Annotated in this window: 20 protein-coding genes and 3 pseudogenes; 8 read left to right on the forward strand and 15 right to left on the reverse strand. The window is 70.4% G+C overall.

The annotated features are described in order from the left end of the window. The first annotated feature begins 502 nt into the window (after positions 1-502). From ACFYZB_RS42010 to ACFYZB_RS42020, 3 genes are all read left to right on the forward strand, one after another. On the forward strand, positions 503-2,461 hold the full coding sequence (locus tag ACFYZB_RS42010; RefSeq protein ID WP_388767160.1) for an amino acid transporter: 1,959 nt from the start codon (positions 503-505) through the stop codon (positions 2,459-2,461). Between the two features lie 114 nt (positions 2,462-2,575). Further along, entirely contained in the window at positions 2,576-3,094 is a 519-nt protein-coding gene (locus ACFYZB_RS42015) for a hypothetical protein (protein ID WP_351204573.1), read from the forward strand. Positions 3,095-3,426: 332 nt separating this feature from the next. After that, on the forward strand, positions 3,427-5,397 hold the full coding sequence (locus tag ACFYZB_RS42020; protein ID WP_388767161.1) for a potassium transporter Kup: 1,971 nt from the start codon (positions 3,427-3,429) through the stop codon (positions 5,395-5,397). Positions 5,398-5,443: 46 nt separating this feature from the next. On the opposite strand, the gene ACFYZB_RS42025 is transcribed toward ACFYZB_RS42020, so the two are convergent. The 5 genes and pseudogenes from ACFYZB_RS42025 to ACFYZB_RS42045 form a co-directional block, all read right to left on the reverse strand. After that, entirely contained in the window at positions 5,444-5,914 is a 471-nt protein-coding gene (locus ACFYZB_RS42025; RefSeq protein ID WP_388767162.1) for a DUF3147 family protein, read from the reverse strand. Further along, entirely contained in the window at positions 5,911-6,357 is a 447-nt protein-coding gene (locus tag ACFYZB_RS42030) for a DUF3147 family protein (protein ID WP_388767164.1), read from the reverse strand. The genes ACFYZB_RS42025 and ACFYZB_RS42030 overlap by 4 nt, the downstream gene beginning before the upstream one ends. 307 nt (positions 6,358-6,664) lie before the next feature. Then, a complete protein-coding gene (locus ACFYZB_RS42035) occupies positions 6,665-8,350 on the reverse strand; it encodes a ribonuclease J (protein WP_351204565.1) in 1,686 nt (561 codons plus the stop codon). Between the two features lie 231 nt (positions 8,351-8,581). Then, positions 8,582-8,704, reverse strand: a pseudogene (locus ACFYZB_RS42040) (transposase); the annotation flags it as partial. Then, positions 8,671-9,219, reverse strand: a pseudogene (locus ACFYZB_RS42045) (hypothetical protein); the annotation flags it as partial. The pseudogenes ACFYZB_RS42045 and ACFYZB_RS42040, both read right to left, overlap by 34 nt. 236 nt (positions 9,220-9,455) lie before the next feature. Between ACFYZB_RS42045 and ACFYZB_RS42050 the strand changes: the two are divergent. Next, positions 9,456-10,460 (forward strand): annotated as a pseudogene (locus tag ACFYZB_RS42050) (sodium-dependent transporter). Between the two features lie 137 nt (positions 10,461-10,597). Here the strand turns inward: ACFYZB_RS42050 and ACFYZB_RS42055 are convergent. Then, on the reverse strand, positions 10,598-10,936 hold the full coding sequence (locus ACFYZB_RS42055; RefSeq protein WP_388767165.1) for a DUF1801 domain-containing protein: 339 nt from the start codon (positions 10,934-10,936) through the stop codon (positions 10,598-10,600). 175 nt (positions 10,937-11,111) lie between these two features. Here ACFYZB_RS42055 and ACFYZB_RS42060 point away from each other — a divergent pair, with 175 nt between their 5' ends. The 3 genes from ACFYZB_RS42060 to ACFYZB_RS42070 are packed head-to-tail and all read left to right on the forward strand — an operon-like array spanning position 11,112 to position 14,340. Then, positions 11,112-11,765 carry a response regulator transcription factor gene (locus ACFYZB_RS42060; protein WP_351204559.1) on the forward strand — a complete coding sequence of 218 codons (654 nt, stop codon included), beginning with the start codon at positions 11,112-11,114 and terminating at the stop codon, positions 11,763-11,765. Beyond that, on the forward strand, positions 11,756-13,027 hold the full coding sequence (locus ACFYZB_RS42065; RefSeq protein WP_388767166.1) for a sensor histidine kinase: 1,272 nt from the start codon (positions 11,756-11,758) through the stop codon (positions 13,025-13,027). Before ACFYZB_RS42060 ends, ACFYZB_RS42065 begins: the two co-directional genes overlap by 10 nt. A 38-nt stretch (positions 13,028-13,065) precedes the next feature. After that, positions 13,066-14,340 (forward strand): hypothetical protein, encoded by a 1,275-nt coding sequence (locus tag ACFYZB_RS42070; protein ID WP_388767167.1) that lies wholly within the window; start codon positions 13,066-13,068, stop codon positions 14,338-14,340. Positions 14,341-14,454: 114 nt separating this feature from the next. On the opposite strand, the gene ACFYZB_RS42075 is transcribed toward ACFYZB_RS42070, so the two are convergent. From ACFYZB_RS42075 to ACFYZB_RS42095, 5 genes are read right to left on the reverse strand one after another with little or no spacing between them, the layout of a single operon-like run. Next, positions 14,455-15,189, reverse strand: a complete 735-nt coding sequence (locus ACFYZB_RS42075; RefSeq protein WP_388767168.1) for a response regulator transcription factor — start codon at positions 15,187-15,189, stop codon at positions 14,455-14,457. Positions 15,190-15,227: 38 nt separating this feature from the next. Further along, positions 15,228-17,879, reverse strand: a complete 2,652-nt coding sequence (locus ACFYZB_RS42080; RefSeq protein ID WP_388767169.1) for an FtsX-like permease family protein — start codon at positions 17,877-17,879, stop codon at positions 15,228-15,230. Further along, complete coding sequence (locus ACFYZB_RS42085) at positions 17,876-18,538, reverse strand: ABC transporter ATP-binding protein (protein ID WP_388767170.1); 663 nt, start codon at positions 18,536-18,538, stop codon at positions 17,876-17,878. Before ACFYZB_RS42085 ends, ACFYZB_RS42080 begins: the two co-directional genes overlap by 4 nt. Further along, the gene (locus ACFYZB_RS42090) at positions 18,525-19,235 is read right to left on the reverse strand and encodes an ABC transporter ATP-binding protein (RefSeq protein ID WP_388767171.1); all 711 of its coding nucleotides are present in this window, start codon (positions 19,233-19,235) and stop codon (positions 18,525-18,527) included. The genes ACFYZB_RS42085 and ACFYZB_RS42090 overlap by 14 nt, the downstream gene beginning before the upstream one ends. A 5-nt stretch (positions 19,236-19,240) precedes the next feature. Then, positions 19,241-19,897 carry a hypothetical protein gene (locus ACFYZB_RS42095; protein WP_388767173.1) on the reverse strand — a complete coding sequence of 219 codons (657 nt, stop codon included), beginning with the start codon at positions 19,895-19,897 and terminating at the stop codon, positions 19,241-19,243. A 153-nt stretch (positions 19,898-20,050) separates the two neighbouring features. Here ACFYZB_RS42095 and ACFYZB_RS42100 point away from each other — a divergent pair, with 153 nt between their 5' ends. Further along, on the forward strand, positions 20,051-21,376 hold the full coding sequence (locus tag ACFYZB_RS42100; RefSeq protein ID WP_388767174.1) for a sensor histidine kinase: 1,326 nt from the start codon (positions 20,051-20,053) through the stop codon (positions 21,374-21,376). A 179-nt stretch (positions 21,377-21,555) separates the two neighbouring features. Here the strand turns inward: ACFYZB_RS42100 and ACFYZB_RS42105 are convergent, their stop codons facing one another. The 4 genes from ACFYZB_RS42105 to ACFYZB_RS42120 form a co-directional block, all read right to left on the reverse strand. Beyond that, positions 21,556-22,074 carry a hypothetical protein gene (locus ACFYZB_RS42105; protein WP_388767175.1) on the reverse strand — a complete coding sequence of 173 codons (519 nt, stop codon included), beginning with the start codon at positions 22,072-22,074 and terminating at the stop codon, positions 21,556-21,558. Between the two features lie 377 nt (positions 22,075-22,451). Beyond that, the gene (locus tag ACFYZB_RS42110) at positions 22,452-23,636 is read right to left on the reverse strand and encodes a cytochrome P450 (RefSeq protein ID WP_388767176.1); all 1,185 of its coding nucleotides are present in this window, start codon (positions 23,634-23,636) and stop codon (positions 22,452-22,454) included. A gap of 30 nt (positions 23,637-23,666) precedes the next feature. Continuing rightward, positions 23,667-25,022: an NAD(P)/FAD-dependent oxidoreductase gene (locus ACFYZB_RS42115; RefSeq protein WP_388767178.1), complete on the reverse strand. Its 1,356-nt coding sequence runs from the start codon at positions 25,020-25,022 to the stop codon at positions 23,667-23,669. Further along, positions 25,012-25,221, reverse strand: coding sequence for a ferredoxin (locus ACFYZB_RS42120; RefSeq protein ID WP_362159889.1), 210 nt, complete (start codon positions 25,219-25,221; stop codon positions 25,012-25,014). The genes ACFYZB_RS42115 and ACFYZB_RS42120 overlap by 11 nt, the downstream gene beginning before the upstream one ends. Between the last annotated feature and the right edge of the window lie 394 nt (positions 25,222-25,615).

A 25,615-nucleotide genomic window follows, 5' to 3' on the forward strand; every position in this document is an offset into this window, starting at 1 on the left:
ACGTGAACAGCGCCTGGCTCCTCCTCGACCGGCCCCCGAGTCCCCAGCCTTCGGCCGGGGGTGCCCCCATCTCGCTTCGCTCGGCCGTCGCGTCGCCAGCCGCGCTGACCGGAAGCGCCCGCGCCACGCCGGCATCGCGTCCCGCCGACGCCATGCCGCACCGGCGCCGCGTCCCGCCGACGCCGCTTTCCGAGACTCGATGGGCGCCGTGATCGGCTCCCGGCGCCCCTCGCCCTCACTACGCCGCCGGCAGCCCGATGGGGAGCCGGCGCAGCCTCAGCGCGTAACGCCCACCCCGGTAGGGCGCAGTCGCTCTCCGGGCAAGGGATAGCCTCAGACCTTGATGTGCGGGCAGCGTTCACCCGACCGGTCTTAACGGAAGATTGACGCCCTCCGGCGAGATGATCCGTGGGCTCAGCTGTCACTCTCCGCTTACGCTGGTGCGGCCGTCCGTGTGATGGCCGAAACCCCACGCTGAGCCCCACATCAGGAGAGCGCGTCGATGGCCACCACCGAACACCCTCCCAGTACCAGCCGCCTGCGGACGTGGATGCTGGAGGGCCTGTCCGACATGGGCAAGGACGGCGGCCACACCGGGCCCCACGCCGAACCCGAACCCCCGCACCAGGGGCAGCGCTGGTGGCGGGTGATGTGCCTGACGGGTGTCGACTACTTCTCCACCCTCGGGTACCAGCCGGGCATCGCGGCGCTCGCGGCCGGCCTGCTGGGGCCGATCGCGACCATCGTCCTCGTCATCGTGACCCTGGCCGGCGCGCTTCCGGTGTACCGCCGGGTCGCCGTGGAGAGTCCGCACGGCGAGGGTTCGATCGCGATGCTGGAGCGGCTGCTGTCCTTCTGGCAGGGCAAGCTGTTCGTGCTCACACTGCTCGGCTTCGCCGCCACCGACTTCCTGATCACCATCACCCTGTCGGCCGCCGACGCCTCCACCCACCTGGTGGAGAACCCACATCTGACGAACGCACTGCACGGCCAGCAGATGCTGATCACCCTGATACTGGTGGCGCTGCTCGGCGCGGTCTTCCTCAAGGGCTTCCTGGAGGCGATCGGCGTCGCGACGGCGCTGGTCGGCGTCTACCTGGCCCTCAACGTCGTCGTGGTGATCGTCGGCCTCTATCACGTGATCACCGCCGGCCATGTGATCACCGACTGGTCCAGCGCGCTGACCGCACAGCACGGCAACATCTTCGTCATGATCGGCCTGGCCCTGCTGGTCTTCCCCAAGCTCGCGCTCGGCCTGTCCGGGTTCGAGACCGGCGTCGCCGTCATGCCGCACGTTCAGGGCGACCCGGACGACACGGAGGAGAAGCCGACCGGCCGCATCCGGGACACCAAGAAGCTGCTCACCACGGCCGCGATCATCATGAGCGCGTTTCTGATCACGTCCAGCTTCATCACCACACTGCTCATCCCGGAGAACGACTTCAAGACCGGCGGCCCGGCCAACGGACGCGCCCTCGCCTACCTCGCGCACCAGTACCTGGGTGGCGCCTTCGGCACGGTCTACGACGTTTCGACCATCGCCATCCTGTGGTTCGCCGGCGCCTCCGCGATGGCCGGCCTGCTGAACCTGATGCCGCGCTACCTTCCCCGCTACGGCATGGCCCCGCACTGGGCCCGCGCCGTGCGCCCGATGGTCATCGTCTTCACCCTGGTCGCCTTCCTGGTCACCTGGATCTTCGACGCCAACGTCGACAAACAGGGCGGCGCCTACGCCACCGGCGTGCTGGTACTGATCAGCTCGGCCGCGATCGCCGTGACCATCGCGGCACGCAAGGCCGGGCAGCGCAAGTGGACCATCGGCTTCGGCGTGATCTCCGCGGTGTTCCTCTACACCACGGTCGTGAACGTCATCGAGCGCCCGGACGGTGTGAAGATCGGCGCCTGCTTCATCGCCGGCATCATCCTCGTCTCGCTGCTGTCCCGCCTCGCCCGCGCCTTCGAACTGCGCGTGACCAGCGTGACGCTCGACCCCTTGGCGGAACGGTTCATCCGCGACATGGCCAGCCGCAAGATGCGGTTCATCGCCAACGAGCCCGGGCACCGCGACAAGGCCCAGTACCGCGACAAGATCGAGCAGATCCGCGCCGACAACGACATGCCAGAACAGGATGACTTCGTCTTCGTCGAGGTCACGGTCACCGACCCCTCCGAGTTCGAGGCGGGCCTGACCGTGCGCGGCGAGGTGCTGCACGGCCGCTACCGGGTGCTGACCCTGGAGTCCGCCTCCATCTCCAACGCCCTGGCGGCCCTCCTCCTGCACGCCCGCGACATGACGGGCTGCACCCCGCACATCTACTTCGAATGGACCGAGGGCGGCCCCTTCGCCAACTTCCTGCGCTTCTTCCTCTTCGGCCAGGGCGAGGTCGCCCCGGTCACCCGAGAGGTCCTGCGCGAGGCGGAACCGAACCGCGCCCGACGCCCCCGCGTACACACCGGCTGAGAACCCGGCCAGTCCGCCGCCCGCGTTAGGAATCCGTCAGGATCCACCCGTTCGGCGCTAGGAGCCCGTAAGCAGCGGTCGTCGCACCCCGCACGGCCGCCTAGCGTCGGCGTCATGCGACGGAGCGGACCGCCAGGCTCGGCCGGCGACCGCCACTGGCGTGGCAGCGCTCGGCTCGCGCTGAGCTGCGCTCTGCTGTTCTGCGTCCTGAGCCTTCTCGTCGACTGGGACGCGGGAAGCCTGACCCCCCTGCGCGCCCTGCTCTGGATCACCCTCTCGTCCGCGGTGGGCACCGTCCTGCTTCCCCACCGGGTGAGCGCGGGTCCCGGCTGGCTCGCGGTCCGCACACCTTGGCGTCGGCACATGGTCCGCACGGACGCATTGACAGTCGTACGTCAGTACGACGGCCCCTCCTCACACCTTGTCCTGCGGGACGTCTACGGCCACCGCCTGGAACTCGACCCACGCATCCTCACCGCCAACCCCCTGCTGTGGCACGAAGTCGACACGGGCGTCCACCACTCGCTGGAGCGTGGCACGCTGCGCCAGGGAGCGGAGGTCCTCGAACGGCTCGGCCACGACATCGACGAGGAGACGGTGCAGGCGGTGCTCCGGGCGTCGGGGCTTACTTGACCTCACGCGAGCCCAAGCCCCGGTCATGCCAGACCGTGCGGGCGTCATACCCGTGGCGACAGGTAGCAAAGCCGTCCCAGTGGAGACTCCCGGTTGTTGCGACGACCACTGGAACGGACGGGCACGGCACCGGTCGGGCCCAGGAGCATCAGGCGGATCGGGACGATGAAGGGTCGTCGGCCGGCCCCAGGACCACGAGCCACCGTGGAAGCCCAGACGCAGACACCCTTGAGTCGAAGCGACCGGCCCCACCTACCGGTATTCGCGCTGATGATCGGTATCGTCCGACGCGCCGGGCCTTCCGCACAGCGGCCCGCGAGGAGGAGGACCAGATGGCCGATTACCGGCAGGGTGTCGCACCGGACGACGGGTTCCCGTCGCGAGCGTTGGAGGCTCGTCACGCGAACGCTCGCGACACGGCACGTCTCGCGCTGGTGATCGGCGCCCTGGGGGTGGTCTTCGGCGATATCGGGACAAGCCCGATCTATACCCTCCAGACCGTGTTCAACCCGAGCGACCCGCACCCCGTCCCGGTCACCCCACAGAACGTGTACGGGGTGGTGTCGCTGGTGTTCTGGTCGGTGGTGATCATCGTCCTGGTCACCTATGTGCTGCTGGCGATGCGCGCCGACAACGACGGCGAGGGCGGCATCATGGCACTGATCACCCTGGTACGGCGATACACCTCGCGGCCGGCCGGACGGACCGCTGCCGTACTGGCCGCGCTGGGCATCTTCGGCGCGTCGCTGTTCTTCGGCGACAGCATGATCACCCCGGCGATCTCGGTGCTGTCCGCGGTCGAGGGACTCAAGGTCGTCCAGCCGTCGCTGGAGAGCGCGGTCGTGCCCATCACCGCGGTCATCATCGTGCTGCTGTTCCTCGTCCAGCGCAGGGGAACCGCGGCGGTGGGCCGGGTGTTCGGCCCCGTCATGATCGCCTGGTTCGTCGCCATCGGCGCCTGCGGCATCGCCGGCATCGCCGACCACCCGGCCATCCTCAGGGCACTGTCACCGACGTACGCCCTCGGCTTTCTCTTCGGCCATTTCGGCACCGCCTTCTTCGCCCTGGCCGCCGTCGTGCTGGCGGTCACCGGCGCCGAGGCGCTGTACGCCGACATGGGGCACTTCGGCCGCCGGGCGATCACCCGCGCCTGGCTGTTCCTCGTCTTCCCCGCCTGCATCCTGAGCTATCTCGGGCAGGGCGCGCTGATCCTCGCCGGTCCGCACAACATCAGCAGTCCGTTCTTCCTTCTCACGCCCGACTGGGGACGCCTGCCGATGGTCGTGCTGGCCACGGCGGCCACGGTGATCGCCTCCCAGGCCGTGATCACCGGCGCGTACTCGGTCACCTCCCAGGCCGCCCAGCTCGGCTACCTGCCGAGGCTGCGGATCGCGCACACCTCCGAATCCACCATCGGCCAGATCTACGTGCCCTGGATCAACTGGCTGCTCATGGTCTCGGTCCTCACCCTGGTCTTCGCCTTCCGCAGCTCCGCGGCCCTGGCCTTCGCGTTCGGCATGGCGGTCACCGGCACCATCACCATCTCCACCCTGCTGTTCTTCTACGTCGCCCGAGCGAAATGGGGCACGCCCAGGTGGCTGGTCGCCACCGGCGCCACCGTGCTCCTCTTCGTGGACCTGCTGTTCGTGGCGGCCAACATGACCAAGCTCGTCCACGGCGCGTGGCTGCCGCTGCTGATCGGCATCACCGCGTTCACCGTCATGACGACCTGGCGACGCGGCCGCGAGATCGTCACCACCGAACGCGCACAACTCGAAGGCCCGCTCCCCGAGTTCATCGAAGACCTCCGCTCAGAGAAGGTGTCGACGCTCCGGATCCCGGGCACGGCCGTCTTCCTCAACCGGGGCAAGCAGACCGCGCCCCTGGCCATGCGGGCCAACGTCGAGCACAACCACGTACGCCACGACCAGGTCGTGATCCTGTCCCTGGAGACAGAGCCCGTGCCCCGCGTCCCGGCCGACCAGCGGATCGTCGTCGACGACCTCGGCTACACCGACGACGGGATCATCCACGTCACCGCCCGGTTCGGCTACATGGAGACACCGGACGTACCCAGCGCCCTGGCCCTGCTCACCCCGGCCCAGACCGAAGGACCGTTGAACCTCGACCAGGCGTCCTACTTCCTGTCGAAGATCGACCTCCGGCGCGGCAAGTCACCGACAATGGCGCCCTGGCGCAAGCGACTGTTCATCGCCACCTCCTACATCACCGCCGACGCCGCCGAGTACTTCGGCCTCCCCCGCGACCGCACCGTCATCATGGGCTCACACATCGAGGTGTAGACGCGCTCCACCCGCTGATCGCCCGGCGGAGCGGGCCTGAGGTGCACTACGCACCAGGTTCTTCGGGTCCGGTTTCGTCGCTTCCCGCTCCTGCCGCGCGGACGACGGCATACCCACCGAGCGACACCACGATCCAGGCTGACGTCGCCACCGCCAGGGCGAGCCATGCCGAGTGGTGGCGCAGGAGGACGGCGGTGGTCAGTGCGAACGCCAGAAGGCCGATGGTTCCCAGGGCGGCGCCGCGGGCGTCGTCGCGGGCGCTGCGCAGACCCTCCTCCTTGGCCACGAGGGTCAGACTGGCCAGCAGGATGGCGGGAAAAGCGAGGAAGACCCCGCCGACGAACGGGCCGACCAGCTTCGACACGACAGCAGCCAGCAAGGACACACCCGCACCGAAGAAGAACCGGATGAGCAGGTCCTTGCGCGGCATCTCCCGGGCCCTGCGCAGTTCCAGGCGTACCCGGTCGGCGTTCTGCGGCTGCCCTCGACCGCCTCCGTGCCCTGCCGAACCGCTCATGACGCCACCGCGAAGGCAACGGCCGCCGCTACCACGCCCCACATGACAAGAGCCACCACTGAGCCGCGCTTGGCTCCGAGTCGTCCCAGAGCCGGCACGTCGACCAGGCAGTAGACGGTGAAGGCGAGCGCTCCGGCAAGCATGCCCCGGGTCGCGTCCAGGGCTTCGTGATCGCCCTTGAACACGACCGTCAGGATCAGACCGGCCAAGGCCACCGAGGGTGCGGCGGCGAAGACGCCGGCCAACCGCTTGGGCTCGACGGTTTCCGCCACCAAGGCGAAAACCACGACGAACAGGCCACCGGCCAAAGCCTTCAGGGAGATCTCCAGCAAGGACTTCATCGGTCCAACGTGAGCCCCGCCAAGCAGCATGGCAATCGCCCACGCCGACAGGCGGTGGCCACTCACTGGCCACCGCTCCACCTTCTTGATGCGAGCGCCCATTGCCGCTCTCCCGCAGGACTCGACGCTCGAACCGCACCCCGTCCTGGTACACAACCTGACACTCGTCAGAGCGAGCGTCACATCAGCGTCAAGACGGCCTCGCGCGGACCCTGCGAAGATCAGCGGCAACGCACGCCCGCCTTCCCGTCACTGATCGTGCTGCGGGATGCCCGGCGCAGCGCTCGCCACCGGGCCGCCGGGCCGACCCGGTGGGCCGGTGATGAGGCTGGACATCAGGACCGACTCGTCGCCGGGTTTCACCTCGTGCACATCGGCGTCCGCCCCCGGGCGCCTGCCCGGGTGTGACTCAGGCGTCGATGATGACGGGGATGATGAGGGGCTTGCGGCGGTGGGTGCGGAACGCCCAGTTCGCCACGGCGCGGGCGAGGAGCTGTTCGAGTTGGCGCGCGTCCCCGACGCCTTCCTCGGCTGCGGTGGCCAGGGTCTTCTCGATGACGGGGATGACCGACTCGAAGGTGGCGTCGTCGTGGACGAAGCCCCGGGCCAGAAAGTCGGGGGCCTCGGCGAGGGCGCCGGTGTCCGCGTCGACGATCGCCACCACCGTCACCACGCCTTCGGCGGCGAGGGTGAGGCGGTCCTTGAGAGACGCCTCGGTTGCGCCACCGACTTCCATGCCGTCCACGTAGACGTTGCCGGCGACGACCTTGCCGGTGATGGACGCGCGTCCGTCGATCAGGTCGACGACGACGCCGTCCTCGGCGATGACGACCCGGTCCGGGTCGACACCGGTACGGATGGCGAGGTCGGCGTTGGCCCGCAGGTGGCGCCATTCGCCGTGCACGGGCATGACGTTGCGGGGTTTGACGATGTTGTAGCAGTAGACGAGTTCGCCGGCGCTGGCGTGCCCGGAGACGTGCACCTTGGCGTTGCCCTTGTGGACCACGTGGGCGCCCCACCGGGTGAGTCCGTTGATCACCCGGTAGATGGCGTTCTCGTTGCCGGGGATGAGGGAGCTGGCGAGCAGGACGGTGTCGTCCTTGCCGATGCGGATCATGTGGTCGCGGTTGGCCATCCGTGACAGCGCGGCCATCGGCTCGCCCTGGGAGCCGGTGCACACCAGAGTGATCTTGTGGTCCGGGAGCTTCTCCAGCTCCTTCGTGCTCACGACCAGACCGGAGGGAACCTTCAGATAGCCCAGGTCACGGGCGATGCCCATGTTGCGGACCATCGACCGGCCGACGAAGGCGACCTTGCGGCCGTGCTGGTGGGCGGCGTCCAGGACCTGCTGGATGCGGTGCACGTGGCTGGCGAAGCTGGAGACGATGACCCGGCGCGGTGCGGTGCGCATCACCTGCTCGATCGCCGGGTTCAGCTCTCGCTCGGAGGTGGTGAAGCCGGGTACTTCGGCGTTGGTGGAGTCGGTGAGGAACAGGTCCACGCCCTCCTCGCCGAGGCGGGCGAAGGCGCGCAGGTCGGTGATGCGGTCGTCGAGAGGGAACTGGTCCATCTTGAAGTCGCCGGTGTGCAGCACCATCCCGGCCCGGGTGCGGATCGCGACCGCGAGGCTGTCGGGGATGGAGTGGTTGACCGCCACGAACTCGCAGTCGAAGGGCCCGAAGCCACGCCGGTCGCCCTCCCGCACCCGCACCGTGCGCGGCCGGATGCCGTGTTCCTTGAGCTTGGCCTCCAGGAACGCCAGCGTCAGCTTGGAGCCGACGACGGGAATGTCGCGCCGTTCGCGCAGGAGGTACGGCACGCCGCCGATGTGGTCCTCGTGGCCGTGGGTGAGGACCACGGCCACGATGTCGTCCAGCCGGTCCCGGATCGAGGTGAAGTCCGGCAGGATCACGTCCACACCGGGCTGGGTCTCCTCGGGGAACAGCACGCCGCAGTCGACGATGAGCAGCTTGCCCGCGTGCTCGAAGACGGTCATGTTGCGGCCGATCTCACCCAGGCCGCCCAGGGCGACGACCCGCAGCCCCCCTTCGGGAAGGGGCGGGGCGGCTTTCAGCTCGGGGTGCGGATGACTCATACCCTGACGGTACCCGGAGAACGGGACAGGTGATCCATTACCTCCTCCCGACAGGGTCGGGGCACCACAACGGGTGTCCGGGGACGATCCGATGACGCCGGCGGCCGGACAGGGAGGGGTCAAGGCGGGGTCCTGCCAAGGTGAGCCCAAAAGCCGCCACGAGATGATCTGCGTGCGCGGGCCGTAGCGCAGGCGGGTGAACACGATGCGGTGCAGTGCGGCGTTGGCTTGGCGGTCGCCGCCATGGTTGAGCCGACGCGAGTTCCGACGGCCCGACGAATACCCGACCGGGCTGACCCCGCACAATGCAGCGAACGACAGAAACTCCAGACCGCGTTCAGGTCGAGGGAGCACCAGGCGAGGGCGATCGCGGCGATGGCCGCGGCGAAGAGCGCGGCCGACACCCAGTAGCCGAGGTCTATCTCCTCGGCGACCAGGTCGTCGGCGGAGGTGCCGAATGCGAAGGTGAACAGGACGGCGAGCCAGTAGAACGCCTCGCGGCGGGTGGTGTCGATGTGGTGGATCGACAGGGTGCGCTCGGCGCGGTGCCAGAGGGCGAAGACAATCACCAGGGCGATCGCAAAGACCGTGGTGGTGGTCCCCAGCGACACGCCCATGTTGTCGGTGAGGCAGTCGCTGACCAGGGTGCCGACGACGCTGATCAGGGCGACGGCGGGCCAGTACACGCCCGGGCGGTAGCCCTTTGTGCGGAACTGCACCGCCAGGACGACGGTGAGCAGCACGCTCATCAGCAGCGAGACTCCGGTCAGCCCGAGGCCGGCCTTCTCGTTCAGAAGGCCGGCGGCGGTCTCGCCGACCGTGGTGCACAGCACCTTGATCACCCAGAAGCAGACGGTGACCTCGGGCACCTTGTTCCAGCGCAGGCGGTGACGGGAGGGGCTGCCCGGCCGACCTCCTCAAGCACCGGATCCTCATGTTGCCCGACCGTGGCACCGGGTGCCTGAACACATCCTGACTGCCGCCGTGGATCACCCGCCCCGCCCGTTCCGGTGCGCGCGCCATGGCTCCCTGCACACGCACGCACATGGTCTCCGCATAACAGTCTTCCGTCCCGCCCCTTCCCCCGCGACGGAAGAAGACCGCCATGCACGCACCAGCTCCCACCGCCACACCGGCGCCCACTGACCGTGCGACCGCCTGGCTGCGGCGCCGTCTGGGCCGGGCCGTCGTCCTGTCGTACGCCGCAGCCCTGCTCGTGCCGGGCCCCGGCCTGTGGCTGCGCCACTCCCCCGCACTGCCGCTGGGACCACTGATCCGACTGCCGGTGTCCACCGCACCATGCCTGCTGTGGCTGATGTTGTTCTCATCCGGACTCCAGGTCCCCGTCCGTGAGCTGGTCCGAGTCCTGCGGCGTCCGAGCATCACTGCTCGCCGGGCTCGCGCTGCACCTGGCGATCCCGTTGCTGGTCATCCCGCTCATCGCGGTCCTGCTGCACGCCTCGCCCGACTCCGACGGCGGCAGCGGCCTGGTCACCGCGATGATCCTGATCACGGCGATGCCCGTCGCGGCCGGCGCCACGGTGTGGACCAGCAAGGGCGACGGCGACCAGGCCGACCATGGTCGGCCTGGTCCTCGCCTCCACCCTCATCAGCCCACTCACCACACCGCTGGTGATCGAGCTGCTGTCTCCGCTGCTCAGTGGCGGCTACGCCGGCTCGCTCGCCGCGAGTGTCCACACTGCGGGCGGTGGCTTCACCTACGTCGGCGTGGTGCTGCCCTGCGCGGCGGGCATCCTGGTCCGGCTCGCCCTGCCCGCGTCGTTGCTCGGCCAGGCGCTGCGCGCAGTCGTGCCTGTGGCCCTGGCCGGCTCGCTGGTCCTGACGTACGTCAACGCCGGCGGCGCCCTCGGCTCCTTCGTCGCTCGGCCGCTGCGCGGCGCGGCTGCTGCTGGACCCGCCCGCCGCCTCCTCGCTCGCCCTCGCCTGTGGCATGAACAACAGCAGCGCCAGCGCCGTACTGATCACCGCCGTGCTCCCGGACAAACCCCACCTACTGCTCCCGGTCCTCGCCTACGGCCTGCTCCAGAAGACAGCCGCCAACCGAGTCGTACGGGTCCGGCCTCGCGCGGTCTTGCGTTCCATCGCCTAGAACATCGCCGTCCCCGGCCTGACGCCGGGAACCGCAGGACCAAGGAACGTCACCGCACATTCAACCGCGAGGCCGGAAGGCGGTCGGGCCATCCAGGGGCCGCCTGGCTGTGCCTGCGTGCAGGGCCGGGTCCCCGGTCAGGGCTTCAGCGCGGCACGGATGAGAGCGCGCAGTTCATCGTCGGTGACGGCCGCCATGTCCGTGGACCGCAGCCGAATGGTGGCCTTTCCGCTGATGAGCTCGGGATGGCGGGAGCTGAAGCCACCATCGCGGTCCGTTCCCCACCCGTAGATCGAGACGCCGTGCTGCCAGACACCGATGTGCAGCCTGCGCCTTTCGACCCAGTAGGTGGGCATTCCGTAGGACAGCGCCACGCTCGCCTGCGGGAATTCCTCAAGGATCAGCCCGCTCACCCGGTCGAAGAGCCAACGGTGACCTGGCGCAATGGCGTCGACGTACTCCTGAACAGAGCCCATGCGACCCATTGTGGTCCTCCCGCGCACACCGCTGCTGCAGGCTCGGCCCCTCGCGCACGACCGTCGCGGCTTCATGGCAGGGCAGGGCCGTGCGGCACCAGTGGACTGTTCCCGACCGTCAGGCGGTTGACCTGGGAAGATGGAGAACTGAGCCGGGAGTATCTAGGGTCAGCCCGTGGCTTTCATCATGGTGTGCGAAGACGACGCGGCGGTCCGCGGCGTCCTCAAGCGCGCCCTGGAGCACGACGGCCACACCGTCTCCGTCGCCGCCACGGCCGACAGTCTGCTGCGGCAGCTCGCACCGGCGCCGCATCTGGTCGTCCTGGATCTCGGGCTCCCGGACGCCGACGGCCGCGACGTCTGCCTGGCCCTGCGGGCTCGCGGCGTCGACGCGCCGGTGTTGATGCTCACCGCCCTGGACGGCCTGCATCACAAGGTGGGCGGCTTCGAGGCCGGCGCCGACGACTACATGACCAAACCCTTCGACATCCCGGAACTGCTGGTCCGCGTACGGGCCCTGCTGCGCCGGGCCACCGTGGCGCCCGCACCCCGCGAGGTCGTCCTCGATCCGGCGAAGCACGTGGTGACCTACGATTCGGTGAGCATGAGCCTGACCCCGACCGAGTTCCGGCTGCTGGGCCGCCTGATCGCCTCGCAGGGCGACGCGGTACGCCGCCACGCCCTCATCGCCGCCGGCTGGCCGCACGGAGCGCGGGTCAGCGACAACACCCTCGACTCCTATGTGCGCCGGCTGCGGGCCAAGCTCGGTCCGCTGGGTGTGGCCGAGCGGCTGGCGACCGTCCGCGGCGTGGGCTACCGATGGCAGTGACGGGATTCCGTAAGCGGGTCGTCGCGCTCACCGTGCTGATCGCCACCGCCGTGGTCGCGGTCCTGGTCGTGGTCTCGCACGTGCTGCTGAGCCGGGTGACGGACGCCGACGCGCACGACCTGGCACGTACTCGCGCCGAGGCGGTCGCGTCGAACGTCACCGCCAAAGGCGGCCGTGTCGTACTCACGGAGAACAGCAGCGAGGCGCTGGACGAGGTCGCCTGGGTGTATGCCGACGGCCGCCTGATCGACGGAAACGTCCCGCCGAGCCTGGTCGATCGCGTCGAGGAGCTCGCGGACTCCGGGCGACCGCAGACCGCGACGGTCGACGATTACCTCCTGTACGCACGGAAGGTCCCGATCCACGGCCACCACGTCATGGTGATCGTCCGGGTGGACCTCACGCCCTACGAGACATCCGAGCAGCGCAGCCTGGCCTTGTCCCTGATACTGGGCGGCCTCACGATCCTCCTCGCCGGCGGTGTCGCACACCTCGTGGTGCGCCGCGCGCTGCGGGTCGTGCACGAGATGGCCGCCCTCGCCGACGACTGGGGCCAGCACGAACCCGGGCGCCGCTTCAACCTCGGAGTCCCCCGCGACGAGTTCGGGGAACTGGGGCGGACCCTGGACCACCTCCTGGAGCGCGTCGACAACGCGCTGGCGGACGAGCGCCGGCTCACCGATGAGATCGCCCACGAGCTGCGGACACCGCTCACGGTCCTGCGGGCCGAGGCGCAGCTGGCGCAGTTGTCCGGCGAGCCGGTGCCGACGGAGGCGGTGCTGAGCGAGGTCGACCGCCTCGATACGGCGATCACGACGCTTCTGAGCGCCGCGCGCGCACGGACGGACAAGGGGACCTGGTGCGATCTGCGCTCCGCCGCACGGCAGGCGATCGCCGGCCGCGCGGTCGAGGTCGCCTTCCCCGCGAAGGTCGAGGTCGCCGTGGCGGCCGACGTCGCGGTGTCGCTGCTGTCCCCCCTGCTGGACAACGGCCTGCGGCATGCGAAGTCCCGGGTGTGGATCACCGCCCGCGACCAGGGCGAGGCCATCGTGGTCGATGTCCTGGACGACGGCCCCGGAATCGATCCCGCGGACGTCGACCGGGTCTTCGAAGCGGGGGTGACCGGCGGCGGCGGGTACGGGCTGGGGCTGCCGGTGGTCCGGCGCATCGCCGCCTCGGCCGGTGTGGAGGTCCGCGCGATCGCGGACGGTCGCGGTCATGTCGAGGTGACGCTCCCGGCGGCGCATGCGGCGGCCACGTAGTCAGGTTATGTGCAGGTTCCTCGCGTAAGCCTCCCTGCATGACAACGACAACGGAAGCACGCACGCGCAGCGGGCGTCTCATGCTCAACAAGGTTCCCGAGGTCACCGTCTGGTTCTGGGTGATCAAGGTCCTGTGCACGACCGTCGGTGAGAGCTTCGCCGACTGGATCAACATGAAGCTGGGCGTCGGCCTGGTGAACACGGCCTGGATCTTCACCGCGGTCTTCGTGGTGGTCCTCGCTGTCCAGCTGCGGCTGAAGCGGTACGTCCCGTTCCCCTACTGGCTGACCGTCGTCGTTGTCAGTGTCACGGGCACCCTGTACACCGACATCCTGACCGACCAGCTGAACGTGCCGCTGTGGATCAGTTCCGCGGTCTTCTCGGTACTGCTCGCGGTGGTCTTCGGCGTGTGGTGGGCGCGTGAGCGCACGCTGTCGATCCACTCGGTCACGACGCTTCCGCGGGAGTCGTTCTACTGGCTCGCCGTTCTCGTCACCTTCGCGCTCGGCACCGCGACAGGCGACTGGACCCTCGAGCTCACCGGCTGGAGCCCGGGCGTCTCGGTCCTGCTGCCGCTCGGCCTCATCGCGGCGATCACGCTGCTGTGGAAGTTCGGCGCCAACCCGGTGCTGTCCTTCTGGCTCGCCTACATCCTGACCCGCCCGCTGGGCGCGAACATCGGCGACTGGCTCGCCTCCCCCAAGGTCGCCCAGAACCCGGGCGACCCGACCGGCCTCGACCTGGGCACGTTCACCACCAGCCTGATCTTCCTCGGCCTGATCCTGGCGACGGTGGTCTACCTGACGGTGACGCGCTCGGACGTGACCGAGACCCACGAGGCGACCCACGCCGCACCGGCCACCAGCGACCCGCGCAAGGAGCGCACCGCGCTCGTCGGCTTCGGACTGCTCGCCGTCGCCACCGCGGGCCTGCTGGTCTGGGCCCACGGCCAGCCGCACGTCGGCCCGGCGCCGGAGACCGACAACACCTCCGCCGTCCAGATGGCGCCCGGCCAGGCGGTGAAGAAGTTCCCGCCCGCCAAGGTCGATGCGCTGAAGAAGCTCGCCTCCACCTCGCTCAAGGACGCACGCTCGGGGAACGCGGCCGGCGCGCACGCGGCCGCCCAGTCGCTGCGTGACCTGTGGGACGCCGACCAGGCTTCGCTGCAGCCGCTGGACCAGACCGGCTGGACCTCCATCGACGCCCAGATGGACAAGGTGCTGGGGACCTTCGGCATCGATCACTCGAACCCGCCGATGTCGCCTGCCCAGCAGGAGAAGGAACTGAACGCCCTCCTGACGGACATGGGCTGACAGACCGCACTGAGCCCGGCCGGCCCACCCGGCCGGGCGGGCTCAGTGTGCCGCAGAATCCCGTGGGACCGGCGCTGACCAGGGCCAGTCAACTCTGCGTCCCGGCCCACCGCCCTAACCGCAGCACTCAAGGCGGTAACCATGTCCCCTGAGCGTGGTGATGTGAGGCAACCGGCAAGGGCGCGCGGACTCCTCGGCGGCCTGAATGAGACGGCGACGCAGGCCGGCCATGGTGACGTCCAAGGTCTTGGTGGGGCCGAACCAGTTCTCGTCCCACACCTGCGCCATCAGCGTCTCGCGCGAGACGGCGGTGCCGGGGTTGTGAGCGAGCAGGGCGAGGAGGTCGAATTCCTTCGGCCGCAAGGAGATCTCCGTGTCGTGGAGGGTGCAGCGGCGTGCGGTGGTGTCGATGACCAGGTCGCCGAGCCGTAGTGGGGGCTGCGGCTGTGACGTGCTGGTCTGTCGGCGCAGGTGGGCGCGGAGGCGGGCCAGCAGGACGGTGAGGCTGAAGGGCTTGACCAGGTAGTCGTCGGCGCCTGCGTCCAGGCCGGCGATGACGTCGATGTCGTCGGTGCGGGCGGTGAGGATCACGATCAGCAGGTCGGGGAAGCGGGCGCGCAGGGTGCGGGCGAGGTCCAGTCCGTCGAGGTCGGGCAGGCCGAGGTCCAGGAGAACGGCGTCGTAGGCGGTGCGGTCCGTCTCCGCCAGGGCCGAGGCGCCGGTGCGGCTCCAGGTGGCGGCGTAGCCGTTGACGAGCAGGCCGGTTTCCAGGTGGCGTCCGATGGTGTCGTCGTCCTCGACGACCAGGATGTGCAGGCGGCTGCGGTCCGGTGCGGCAGGCGTGCCCATGGCAACAGAGTAGACAGGTCGCTCCCCTGCAGGCGGGCTCACAGGTCGCGGAGTTCCTCCACCGCGGGGCGCCGGGCACCGCGGATGCCGTTCAGGGCCGCGGCCAGTACGGCGATCAAGGCGGCCAGTCCGGTCAGGGTCAGGTAGACGCCGGGCACCGCCAGGGCGGCGGGCGGCGGGTCGAACACGCCGGTAAGTACCTTGACCAGCATCTCCGACAGTGCCCATCCGATGACGGCACCCCCGGCCAGGCCACCCGCGGCCAGCAGGAGGGCCTCGGTGAGGACCATGCCGCGCAGCTGGCGTGTGCGTGCGCCGAGGACGGTGGCGATGGCGAAGGTCCGGCGGCGTTCGGCGAGCCCGAGGGCGAGAACCAGTCCTCCGGCTCCGGCAGCCAGCAGGACGGCGAAGGCGAGTTCGATGCGGGTGAGTCCGGCCAGGTCGACGGAGGTCAGGCTGGTGCCGACGGTGCCGCGGGTCTGGGTGAGGTCGCTGACGGTGGCGCTGGTGCCGAGCTGCGAGCGCAGGCGCGTGGCGATCTGCTGCTGGTGGGTGCCGCCGGTGTCGAGGAGGAAGGCGCCGACCGCGTCGCTGCCGGTCGCCTTGGCGATGTAGGCGGCGTTGGCGACGAAGAAGCTGTCCTTCGGTGCCGTGGGGAACTCCTTGGCGATGCCCGCGTAGTGGAAGGGGACGGTGCGCAGGGCTTTGGTGCGGGCGTCCTGGATGCGCAGGTTGACGGTGTCGCCGGGCGCGAGCTGGAAATCGTTGACGGTTTCGACGCTGACCAGCAGGTTGTCCGGGCGCTGGGCCAGCTTGCGCATGAGCTGCCGGGCGGTGCCGCCTGCGAAGTAGGCGTCCTGGAGTGAGGTGGCCCGGGCGATGGTGTCGGGGCGGACGCCGTAGAGGTCCTGCAGGTCGGAGCCGACGTAGGCGAAGCGGTGCTGGAGGGGTTCGACGTGCCGTACGCCGGAGATTTTCAGCGGGCCGGCCGCACTGGGTGAGACTCGGGCGCCGGGTGGTTCGGTGACGGTGACGTCGGCGCCGTTGGTCAGGCGGGCGTCGACCTCGGCCTGCTGGCGGTAGGTGGCGTTGAAGACGGCGGTGGAGAGCGCGAAGGACACGGCGAGGGCGAGCAGCACCACCGAGCGGGCCAGGGGGCGGCGGCGGCGGGAGAGGGTGGCGGCGGTGGTGCCGGCGAGGGTCGCGGTCAGCGGGCGGGCCAGCCGGGCCAGGCCGGGGCGGCCGTGAGTGAGGGCGAGGAGGGTGAGCCGCCACAGCAGCAGGGCGGCGCCGATCCACAGTAGGGCGGGGCCCAGGAAGGCCCAGTACGACACGGAGATGCTGGGCACGCCTTCCGGGGCGAGGACGAGGGCGTACTGGTTGCCGGAGGAGGCGCGGAATACCAGCCAGGAGCCGACCAGGAGGGCGAAGTCCAGGCCGTACCGCATCCACCAGGGGTTTCGTGTGCTGCGGGCGCCGGACTCCTTCCGGCTTTCCGCGACGGTCACCATGCGCAGGTCACGCAGGGCCGGGACGAGGACGGCTCCCGCGGCGACGGCGGCGCCGAGGACGAATGCGATGCCGTACCAGGCGGCCCAGGTACCCGCGCCCGCTCCGAAGGAAGCGGCACCGAAGGCGAGGCGGCCGGTCAGCGCGGCGACGCCCAGTCCGGCCAGGCCGCCGAGGACACCGATCAGCGCCGCTTCCAGCCCGGCGAGGGCGGTGATCTGGCGGGGGCGCAGGCCGCGCAGCCGCAGCAGGCCCTGCTCCTGCCGGCGCCGTTCACCGCCGGCGGAGGCGACGGCGGCGGTCAGGGCGGCGGCCAGGACCGCGCCGGGGACGCCGAGGAAGAGAAAGAGGATCTGGGCATACAGGGCGTCCTGGCGGGCGGAGTCGAGGGCGGCGCCGATGTTGTTGCCGACGAGTGCGGCGCCTGCGGCGCGGGCCTCCAGGTTGTGGGCCGCGCCGGTGACGGCGGTGAAGGCGGCAGCCGGGTCGGAGGGCAGGCGGGCGTCGTCGCGCGCCACGTGGATCTGGGTGGTGACCGCAGAGGCACCCCGGGTCAGCGCGGCGAACCTGGCGGCGGGCAGCAGGACGACGTTGTCCGGGGGTGCGGTCGGCTGGGACTGGCTGGGTGCGCCGACGGTCTGGAAGAGGGAGTCGGCCTGGGGCAGGTCGATCACGCCGTCCACCTTCACCTGTCGCACTCCGATGCCGGGAAACTGGACGCCGATGGTGTCGCCGGGAGCGGCGTGCAGGTTCGAGGCGGTCTGCTGGGCCAGCAGGACGCCGGTCGGGGAGCCGGAGAGGGTGCGGATGGCGTCGGGGAAGAGGGCGCGGTAGCCGTCGGGCAGGCCGAGGGCCATGCCGGGGCCCGTGGTCTGGGTGCTGCCCTGGACGCGCGCGGTGAAGCCGGTGGTGTGGGCGAAACCGACGGGCAGGGCGGCGCGGGTGCCCGGCGCCTTGCGGACCAGGGACATCACCGCGCCGGAATCGGCGCCGGGCTGTACCTGGACCTGCCAGTCGACGGCGACCGAGCGCACGGCGCGCTGGGTCATGGTCGCCTTGGACGCGGTGAGGAAAGAGCCCAGCGCGGCGACCAGGGCGACGGCGAGGGCGATCCCAGTCAGCGCGGCCAGCAGGCGTCCGGTGCGGTGGCGGGCCAGGCCGGCCGTCCACGAGCCGATCATGGCACCTCCTCGGGTGCGAGCAGCCAGCCGTCGCGCATGGCGCGCCGGGTGGTGAGGCGGGCGGCCACGGCGGGATCGTGGGTGGTGACGACGAGGGCCGCGCCCGCTTGATCGGCGGCGGTGAGGAGGGCGTCGAGGACACGGCCGCCGGTGGCGTGGTCGAGGCGGCCGGTGGGCTCGTCGGCGAGGATCAGGCGCGGGGACTGGGCCAGCACCCGGGCGACGGCCACCCGCTGGGCCTGACCACCGGAGATCTCCTCGGGCAGCCGGTCCGCCACATCGGCCGCGTCCACCAGCGCGAGCGCCGCTAGGGCGGCCTGCCGGGCTTCTTGCTCCGTCCGGTCGGCGAGGACCAGGGGCAGGGCGGCGTTCTCGACCACGTTGAGCGCGGGGATCAGGCTGTCACCCTGGAAGACCAGACCGATGTCGTACGGCCCAAGGGAGGCGGCCCGCCTCACCGTGCCGCTGGTGGGGTGCTCGAGCCCGGCCAGCAGATGCAGCAGCGAGCTCTTGCCCGACCCGGAGGGGCCGACGACGGCGAGCCGATCGCCGGACCCGATCTCCAGGTCGGAGCCGTGCACGGCCACGACCGCCTGCGCACCCCTGCCGAAGGTGAGAGCCGCGTCGGTGCAGGTCACGAGCACTTCATCCCGTGGCATCGGGCACCCCCTGCGCCGCGGGACAGGCGGCGTCGGTTGCCCTGCCGTCCTCGAGCGTGATCACCCGATCCGCGCTCCGGACGACTTCCGCACTGTGCGTCACGATCAGCACCGCACACCCCTGTGCGGCCCGCTCCCGCAGCATGGCGAGGACCACCCGCTCGGTCTCTCCGTCGAGTTCGCCGGTCGGCTCGTCGGCCAGCAGGACAGCGGGCGCGTTGGCCAGCGCCACGGCGAGCCCGGCCCGGGCCAGCTCGCCACCGGACAGCTGCCGGGGCAGCGCATGCATCCGTTCGCCGAGGCCCACCTGGGTCAGCAGTTCCCTGGCCGAGGTGACGGGTTTGCGGGCCGCGGCGCGCTGCGGCAGGCGGACGTTGTCCCGCACGCTCAAATGCGGCAGGAGATTGCGGGTCTGCAGCAGCACGCCGATGTGCCGGGCGCGCAGCCGTGCCCGCTCGGTCTCGGGCCGGTGGCTGATGCGTACGCCGTCCACACGGACCTCGCCGCCCGAGGGCTCGTCGAGCCCGGCCAGACAGGCCAGCAGGGTGGACTTGCCGGATCCCGAGGGACCCACGACCGCCACCGTCTCGCCCCGCCCGACCCGCAGCGACACCCCGCGCAGCGCGAGCGTCTCCTCCTCGCCGGCCCGGTAGAAGCGGTACAGCTCACGGGCGGCCAGCACCGGCTCGGACGCCATGGTGCTCACCGCCAGGCAAAGAAGTCACTGATGATCCGCCACGGGTCGACGTTGTCGGCGTTGACCGGGCCGGACAAGGTCAGATCCACCTCGTGGCCCGACTTGTAGAAGGCGTACCGCTCGAACCCGTCGCGCACCACCTTGCCCGTGACCGGGTCCTTCGCCGAGTCACCCTGATAGGTCAGCCGGACGACACGGCCCGCGTGCCGGGACACCTCCGACACCTTCGGCGCGGCGAACTTCGGCACCTGGGAGCGCAGCTTGGGGACTACCGACTTGGTGACCGAGTCGACCGTGGGCGCGGTAGAGGCCGAGACCGCCGTGATCCTCACGGTGTTCAACTTGTCAGTGAACACCGTGCTGCCGCCCTGCTCCGTACGGGCCCAGCCCTCAGGCACCTTCACCGTGAAAGCGGAGAAGGACCCACCTGTCGGCCGGTAGACGACGTACACCTGGTTGTCGGGGATGTCGCCAGGTGGATTGGACTCGGTGGGAGCGGGTGTCGGTTTGTTCTGCCCGTTTCCGACGCGCTCCGAGGAGGCCGGCGGTGTTGATGTCGTCGAACCGGAAGCGGAGTGCGAGCCGGAGCCGGAACAGCCCGCGGTCACCGCTGCGACGAGCACCAGCCCGACTGTCGCGGACGTCCGTGCGTGTGCTGCCATCACCACTGCCCTCCAAGGAATCCCCCGGACCGGACGGTCATGGCACCCACGCTAGGAAGCGGCCGGTTAACGCCCTGCTCGCCGAGGGTTAGACGACGGCAAAAGCGTGAGCCCAGCCCCGCGCGCCCCGCCGAACCGCCGCATGATGAGGGCATGAGACAGCGCGTGGCGCGAGTCGCCCTCACCGCCGCGTTGGTCGCCGTGGTCCTGCTCGCCGTCCCCCTGGCCCTGGCCATCAGGTCCTCCCTGTACGCCGGGCAGCGGGACACCCTGGAGCGCGCGGCCCTCGCCGCGGCCGTACGGGTGAGCCCGGACTATGCGACCGGTGACCCGGTGGAACTGCCCAGGGCGCCGGCAGGGGGGCATCTGGGCCTGTACGACCCGCAGCAGGACAAGCGGGCGGGCACCGGCCCTGGGACGGCGGACGCGCCGGTCCACCGCGCCTTTGGCGGAGAGGTGGTCCGGGGGCAGTCGGGCGGCGATCTGGTCGCCGCCGTACCGGTCTCCCACGCCGAGCGGGTGATCGGCGTGGTCCGCGCGTCCTCCCCCGCCGGCGCCGTACGCGACCGGGTCCTGGCCGCGTGGGGCGTACTACTCGGCGTGACCGTAGTCGCGCTGACCATCGCGGTACTGGTCGCCCGCCGGCAGGCTCGGGCGCTGGCCGCCCCACTGGAGGACCTCTCCCGCCACTGCCGGGCCGTCGCCGAAGGGGACCTTAACGCGCGGGCGGCCCCCAGCAGCATCGCCGAGATCGATCAGGTGGCCCGCACCCACAACGCGATGCTTCGCAGCCTGTCCGAACTCCTACGACGCGAACGCGACTTCGCCACCAACGCCTCCCACCAGCTGCGCACCCCGCTCACCGGCCTGCAACTCACTCTGGAGGCGGGGCTCGCCCAGGACGACGACACCCGACTACGCCCCGTGCTGACCGAGGCACTGGACACCACCCATCGCCTCCACCACACCGTGGAGGAAGTGCTACGCCTGTCCCGCTCCCCGGACCGGCCCCGCCCCGCCGCCGGGGACATTGCGGTGGCACACCTCCTTCTGGAGACGCAGGAGCACTGGCATGGCCTGTTCGCCGCCGACGGCAGACGCCTGGAGTGCGGCACACATGACGCACCCGCGGATGTCCTGGTCCCCAGCGGCCCCGTTTCGGAGGTGCTCGGCGTCCTGCTGGACAATGCACGGGTGCACGGACGCGGAACCGCGCGACTGGTGGTGCGGGACCTGGACGACGCCCTCGCCTTCGACGTGAGCGACGAGGGAGCCGTGGAGGGCGAGCCGGCGCAGCTGTTCGACCGGGGACACACCGGCGGCGGCCACGGGACGGGCATCGGCCTCGCACTCGCTTCCGAACTGGCCCGATCCATCGGCGGCCGTCTCAGCCTCACCAGAAGGGCTCCGGCCACGTTCACCCTCCTCGTCCCGGTCCGCGGGGCCGGCTCCGAAGGCAACGCACCGGCCTGCAGATGAATGCCTCTCTCCGACGTGCTCGGCTCCGGGTGCGGCCTGTTCGCCTGCCCTGGTGTCGAGCCGGTCCGATGGGCCCGGATCCACGACGGCCACCCGCACGGACGGTGGACATGGTCGGATCGGCTCCGGAGGCGGAGAGTTGGGGACGGGTCGGGCACGCGCGACGACACCGATGGTCGTCAGCTGCGGGGTGGCCCCGGATGCCAGGACTGGTACGGCGCGATACCTGGCGCGGATTGCTGGTGCGGCATCACCGTAGGGATCGGGTGGTGGGTGCGTAGCAGTGCCTCGAACCCGGAGTGCAACTCGCGGGCCGTGTCGGGCCGGGCGGCGTAGGCGACGACCGATCCTTCGACGCGCTGGAGCGTCACCACGGCGTCGGTGCTCGGATCCTCCTGGCCCAGCCACACTCCGCCGAGGGCAGTGGCAGGCACCCACCCCGGCTCGGACTCCGGTCCGCCACCGCTCCATCGGCGCAACACCTTCCGCCGATAAGCCGGGATCAGCAGACCCGGGAGCGTCACCACGACGATGAAGAAGACCACGATGTTCCCCACCGCCTCGGCCGCCCACCGCAGTAGCGCGAGGAGCGCCGCGTAGCAGACCGAGACGATGAACACCCAGAGGCAACCCACGGCGACGACGTGCGGCGCACCAACCTTGGTCAGCAGGCTGTGGAGGCCCACTGAAGCGAGCACCACCAAGAGGGTGACACACCCGGCCGTGTCGCCGAGGAACGCTTCAGCGATACGGCCGGCGAGCCGGTCGCGTCTGACGACGAACCCGTGGTCATGGAATTGGACACGTACACGTCCCCCGGGCATGGCTCTGACGCCAGCGATCTCACGCACGCCGCTCACCCTAGACGAACATTCGTCGCTCACATGTCCCGCACGAACGCCACCACTGCCGTCCTGCACGGGAGTGGCTCGGCGCTTGGGAATCGGCACCATGTCCGGCGATCGTCTTCGGAAGGGTGAAGCGTCGGCTTGGCATCTCAGCGGGCGAAGCCCGCGGCAGCGTACGGCGTCCCCTTCCCACCGTAGCCTGACGAGGACGCCGTGCCCTCTCGGCTTCACAGGTGGATGGGCAGGTGGCGGGGGCCGCGGAGCATCGCGTTCTGCCGGTAAGGGGGCGGGTCTTCGACCAGGCGGGCGCTGCCGAGATGGGGAAGCAGGGCGCCGAGCGCGGCGTACGCCTCGATGCGGGCCAGGGGTCCGCCGTAGCAGGCGTGGATGCCGCTGCCGAAGCCGAGGTGCTGGTTGTCCGGGCGGGCGGGGTCGAACCGGTCGGGATCGCGGAACCGCATCGGGTCGCGGTTGCCGGAGGCCAGCACCAGAACGACGGACGCGCCTGCGGGGACGAGGGTGCCGGCGACGTCGATGTCGGCGTGCGGGATGCGCTCGCGCATGTGGACCGGGGGCTCGTAGCGCAGCAGTTCCTCCACCGCTCGCGGGAGCAACTCCGGTTCCCGGCGCAGCCGGTCCAGCTGCTCGGGCTGGCGCAGGAGGGTGAGGGCGCCGTTGGTGATGAGGTTGACCGTGGTCTCATGTCCGGCGATGAGGAGCAGTACGGCGGTTTCCGCGAGTTCCTCGTCGGTGAGGCGCAGGGCCGGGTCCGGCTCGTTGGCGAAGGCGGAGAGCATGTCCTCGCCCGGCTTGCCGCGGCGCTGTTCCGCCAGGTTCAACAGGTATCCGCCCATCTCCATCCGCGCCTGGTCGCCGGCCTTGTCCGGCTCGGCGGTGTCCTCGCCGGGCCTGACGTCGGCGGCTGCGACGATCGCGTCGGACCAGGCCCGGAAGAGCGGCTCGTCCTCGTGCGGCACGCCGAGCAGGCGGCAGATCACGGTGACGGGCAGCGGATAGGCGAAGTCGTCGACGATGTCGATCTGCCGACCCGCCTCGAACGGCTCCAGCAGTTCCCTGGCGATCCGGTCGATCTCGCCGCGCATGCCGTCGACCCGGCCCGGGCTGTGCGGGGGGCCGAAGGGCCGCATGGCGAGGGTGCGCAGCCTGTGGTGCTCGGGGTCGTCGAGCCGCAGGAAAGGCGGCTTGTGGGTCGCCTCGCCGCGGGTGCGGGGGTCGGCACTCATCCGTGGGTCGTGGAGCAGAGCGGCGATGTGGTGGTAGGTGCCGATCAGGTAGCTGCCATCGGCCTGCGGCACCACGGGACCGGCCTCGCGGAGTTCCGCGTACAACGGGTAGGGGTTGGGACGGCTGGCGTAGTCGGTGATCCGTGCCAGCAGGGTCGCGGAGTCCATGACGGCTCCTCGTAGGGGGCGGGACGGGGGCTACACCACCGTCAGCCGACGGTCGGGAAGGTGACCGGTGAGTGCGACGGTCGGGCCGTGGGACAGCACGGAGGGGTCCGGTACGGCGGAGGGGATCGTGATGTCGGCGGCGATCGCACGGTCCTGCGCGCCGGGCGGCGGCGGGAAGGGAGCGGCGGTCTCGATCAGGTGCCGGTAGTAGTCGAGCGCCTTGGCCATGTCGACGGTGACGGCGGCGGTGACCCGGCCCTGATAGCCGTAGACCATCGCCAGACGGCGGGCCTCCAGGGAGCCCTGGGCGATGACCACGTGGTCGGAATAGGTGGGCACGCCCACCGACTTGATGTTGAGCCCGAACTGGGTCGACCAGAAGACCGGGATGGCCAGGTGGGGGCGCTGCAGCGGTCCGGGGTTGACCATGTTGTGGGCCGCGACCTCGGCCTGCTCGACGGCGTTGCCCCAGTGTTCCAGGGACAGCATCTGGTAGCCGAACAGCGGGTGGGGGAAGCGGGAGACGTCGCCGGCCACGAAGACGTCGTCGGTGACGATCCCGTACATGTTGAAGGCCCGGCAGCCTGCGTCGCAGGCGATGCCGCGCGGTCCCGCCGCCAGCCCGGACTCCGCCAGCCACTCCACATTGCGGATCGCCCCCAGCGCCACGACGCACACGTCCGCCTCGACGCGGCTGCCGTCGGACAGCTGCGCGCCGGTGAAGCTGCCGTTGCCGTTCAGGGCGGTGACCGTCACCCCGGTGCGCAGGTCCACGCCGTGGTTGCGCTGCATGACGGCCGCGAGCTTGGACAGGGTGCCGCCGAGCGCACCCACCAGGGGTGCGGGACCGCGTTCGGCGACGGTCACCTCAAGGCCCAGTTCCCGGCAGGCCGAGGCGATCTCCGAGCCGGTGAAGCCTCCGCCGATCACCAGCACCCGCTCCGGCCTCGCGACCAGCCGCTCGGCCAGTCCCGCGCCGTCCTCGCGCGTGCGCAGGGTGAACACGCCGTCCAGGGCGCCTTCCTGCGGGTTGGGCCAGGGCCGCGCGCGGGTCCCGGTGGCGATCAGCAGCCGGTCGTAGGGCAGGGACTCACCGTCTTCGAGCGACACCCGTTTCGCCAGCAGGTCCACACCGGTGGCGCGCACGCCGAGGCGCCACTCGGCGTCCGGGTCCCGCCGCGTCGGCAGCTCGAGGGTGTCCGCCGTCGCCTGGCCCAGCAGCACCTGCTTGGACAGCGGCGGCCGGTCGTAGGGCGCATGGGGCTCGTCCCCCACCACCGTCAGTGAACCCCTGAACCCTTCCTCGCGCAGCGCCTCGGCTGCTCTCAGCCCGGCCAGCGACGCCCCGACGATGACGATGCGGCCGTCTTTCAGGTCACCGGGCACCGGTGCTCACCTCTTCCCCCAGGAGGATCGCCTGCACCGGACACGCGGCCGCGGCCTGGCGCACGCGCTCCACCTGGTCTTCGGGCACGGCCGTGGCGTACAGCAGCCCCTCCTCGCCGTGCAGCTCGAACACCTCCGGCGCGAGGAACACGCACTGCGCATAGCCCTGGCAGCGTGTGAGGTCGACAACGGTCCGCATCTCCATCACTTCTTCCTCCGTTGTCACACCCCCCTCCTCTCCAGCATGGGGCCAGATCTGAGTGCCTGCATGCCTTGCGATCGAGAGCTGGTATTCGGGCCGGCAGGGCGAGGGGGGAAGGAGACGAACTCCCGGGAGCAGCCTTCCAGTTGCCGAGAAGTGTTCAGGTACGTCTCCTTCGACCAGGTGTCCGGGTGACCCGAGTCACTGTCACCGCCTTCCCATTTCCATACGTCGTATGGTTATCCTGGCAGGGCGATTCCATACAGCGTATGGAACTGCTGGCGGACAACGCCACACAACGCCAGGCGCCTCACATCGCCTGCAAAAGCAGCCGTTGGTGCAGATCGCACCAACCGGAAGGAAAGATCATGAAGAAGCTCACGAAGCGGAT

Source organism: Streptomyces sp. NPDC001852, from assembly GCF_042891825.1.
GTDB lineage: Bacteria > Actinomycetota > Actinomycetes > Streptomycetales > Streptomycetaceae > Streptomyces.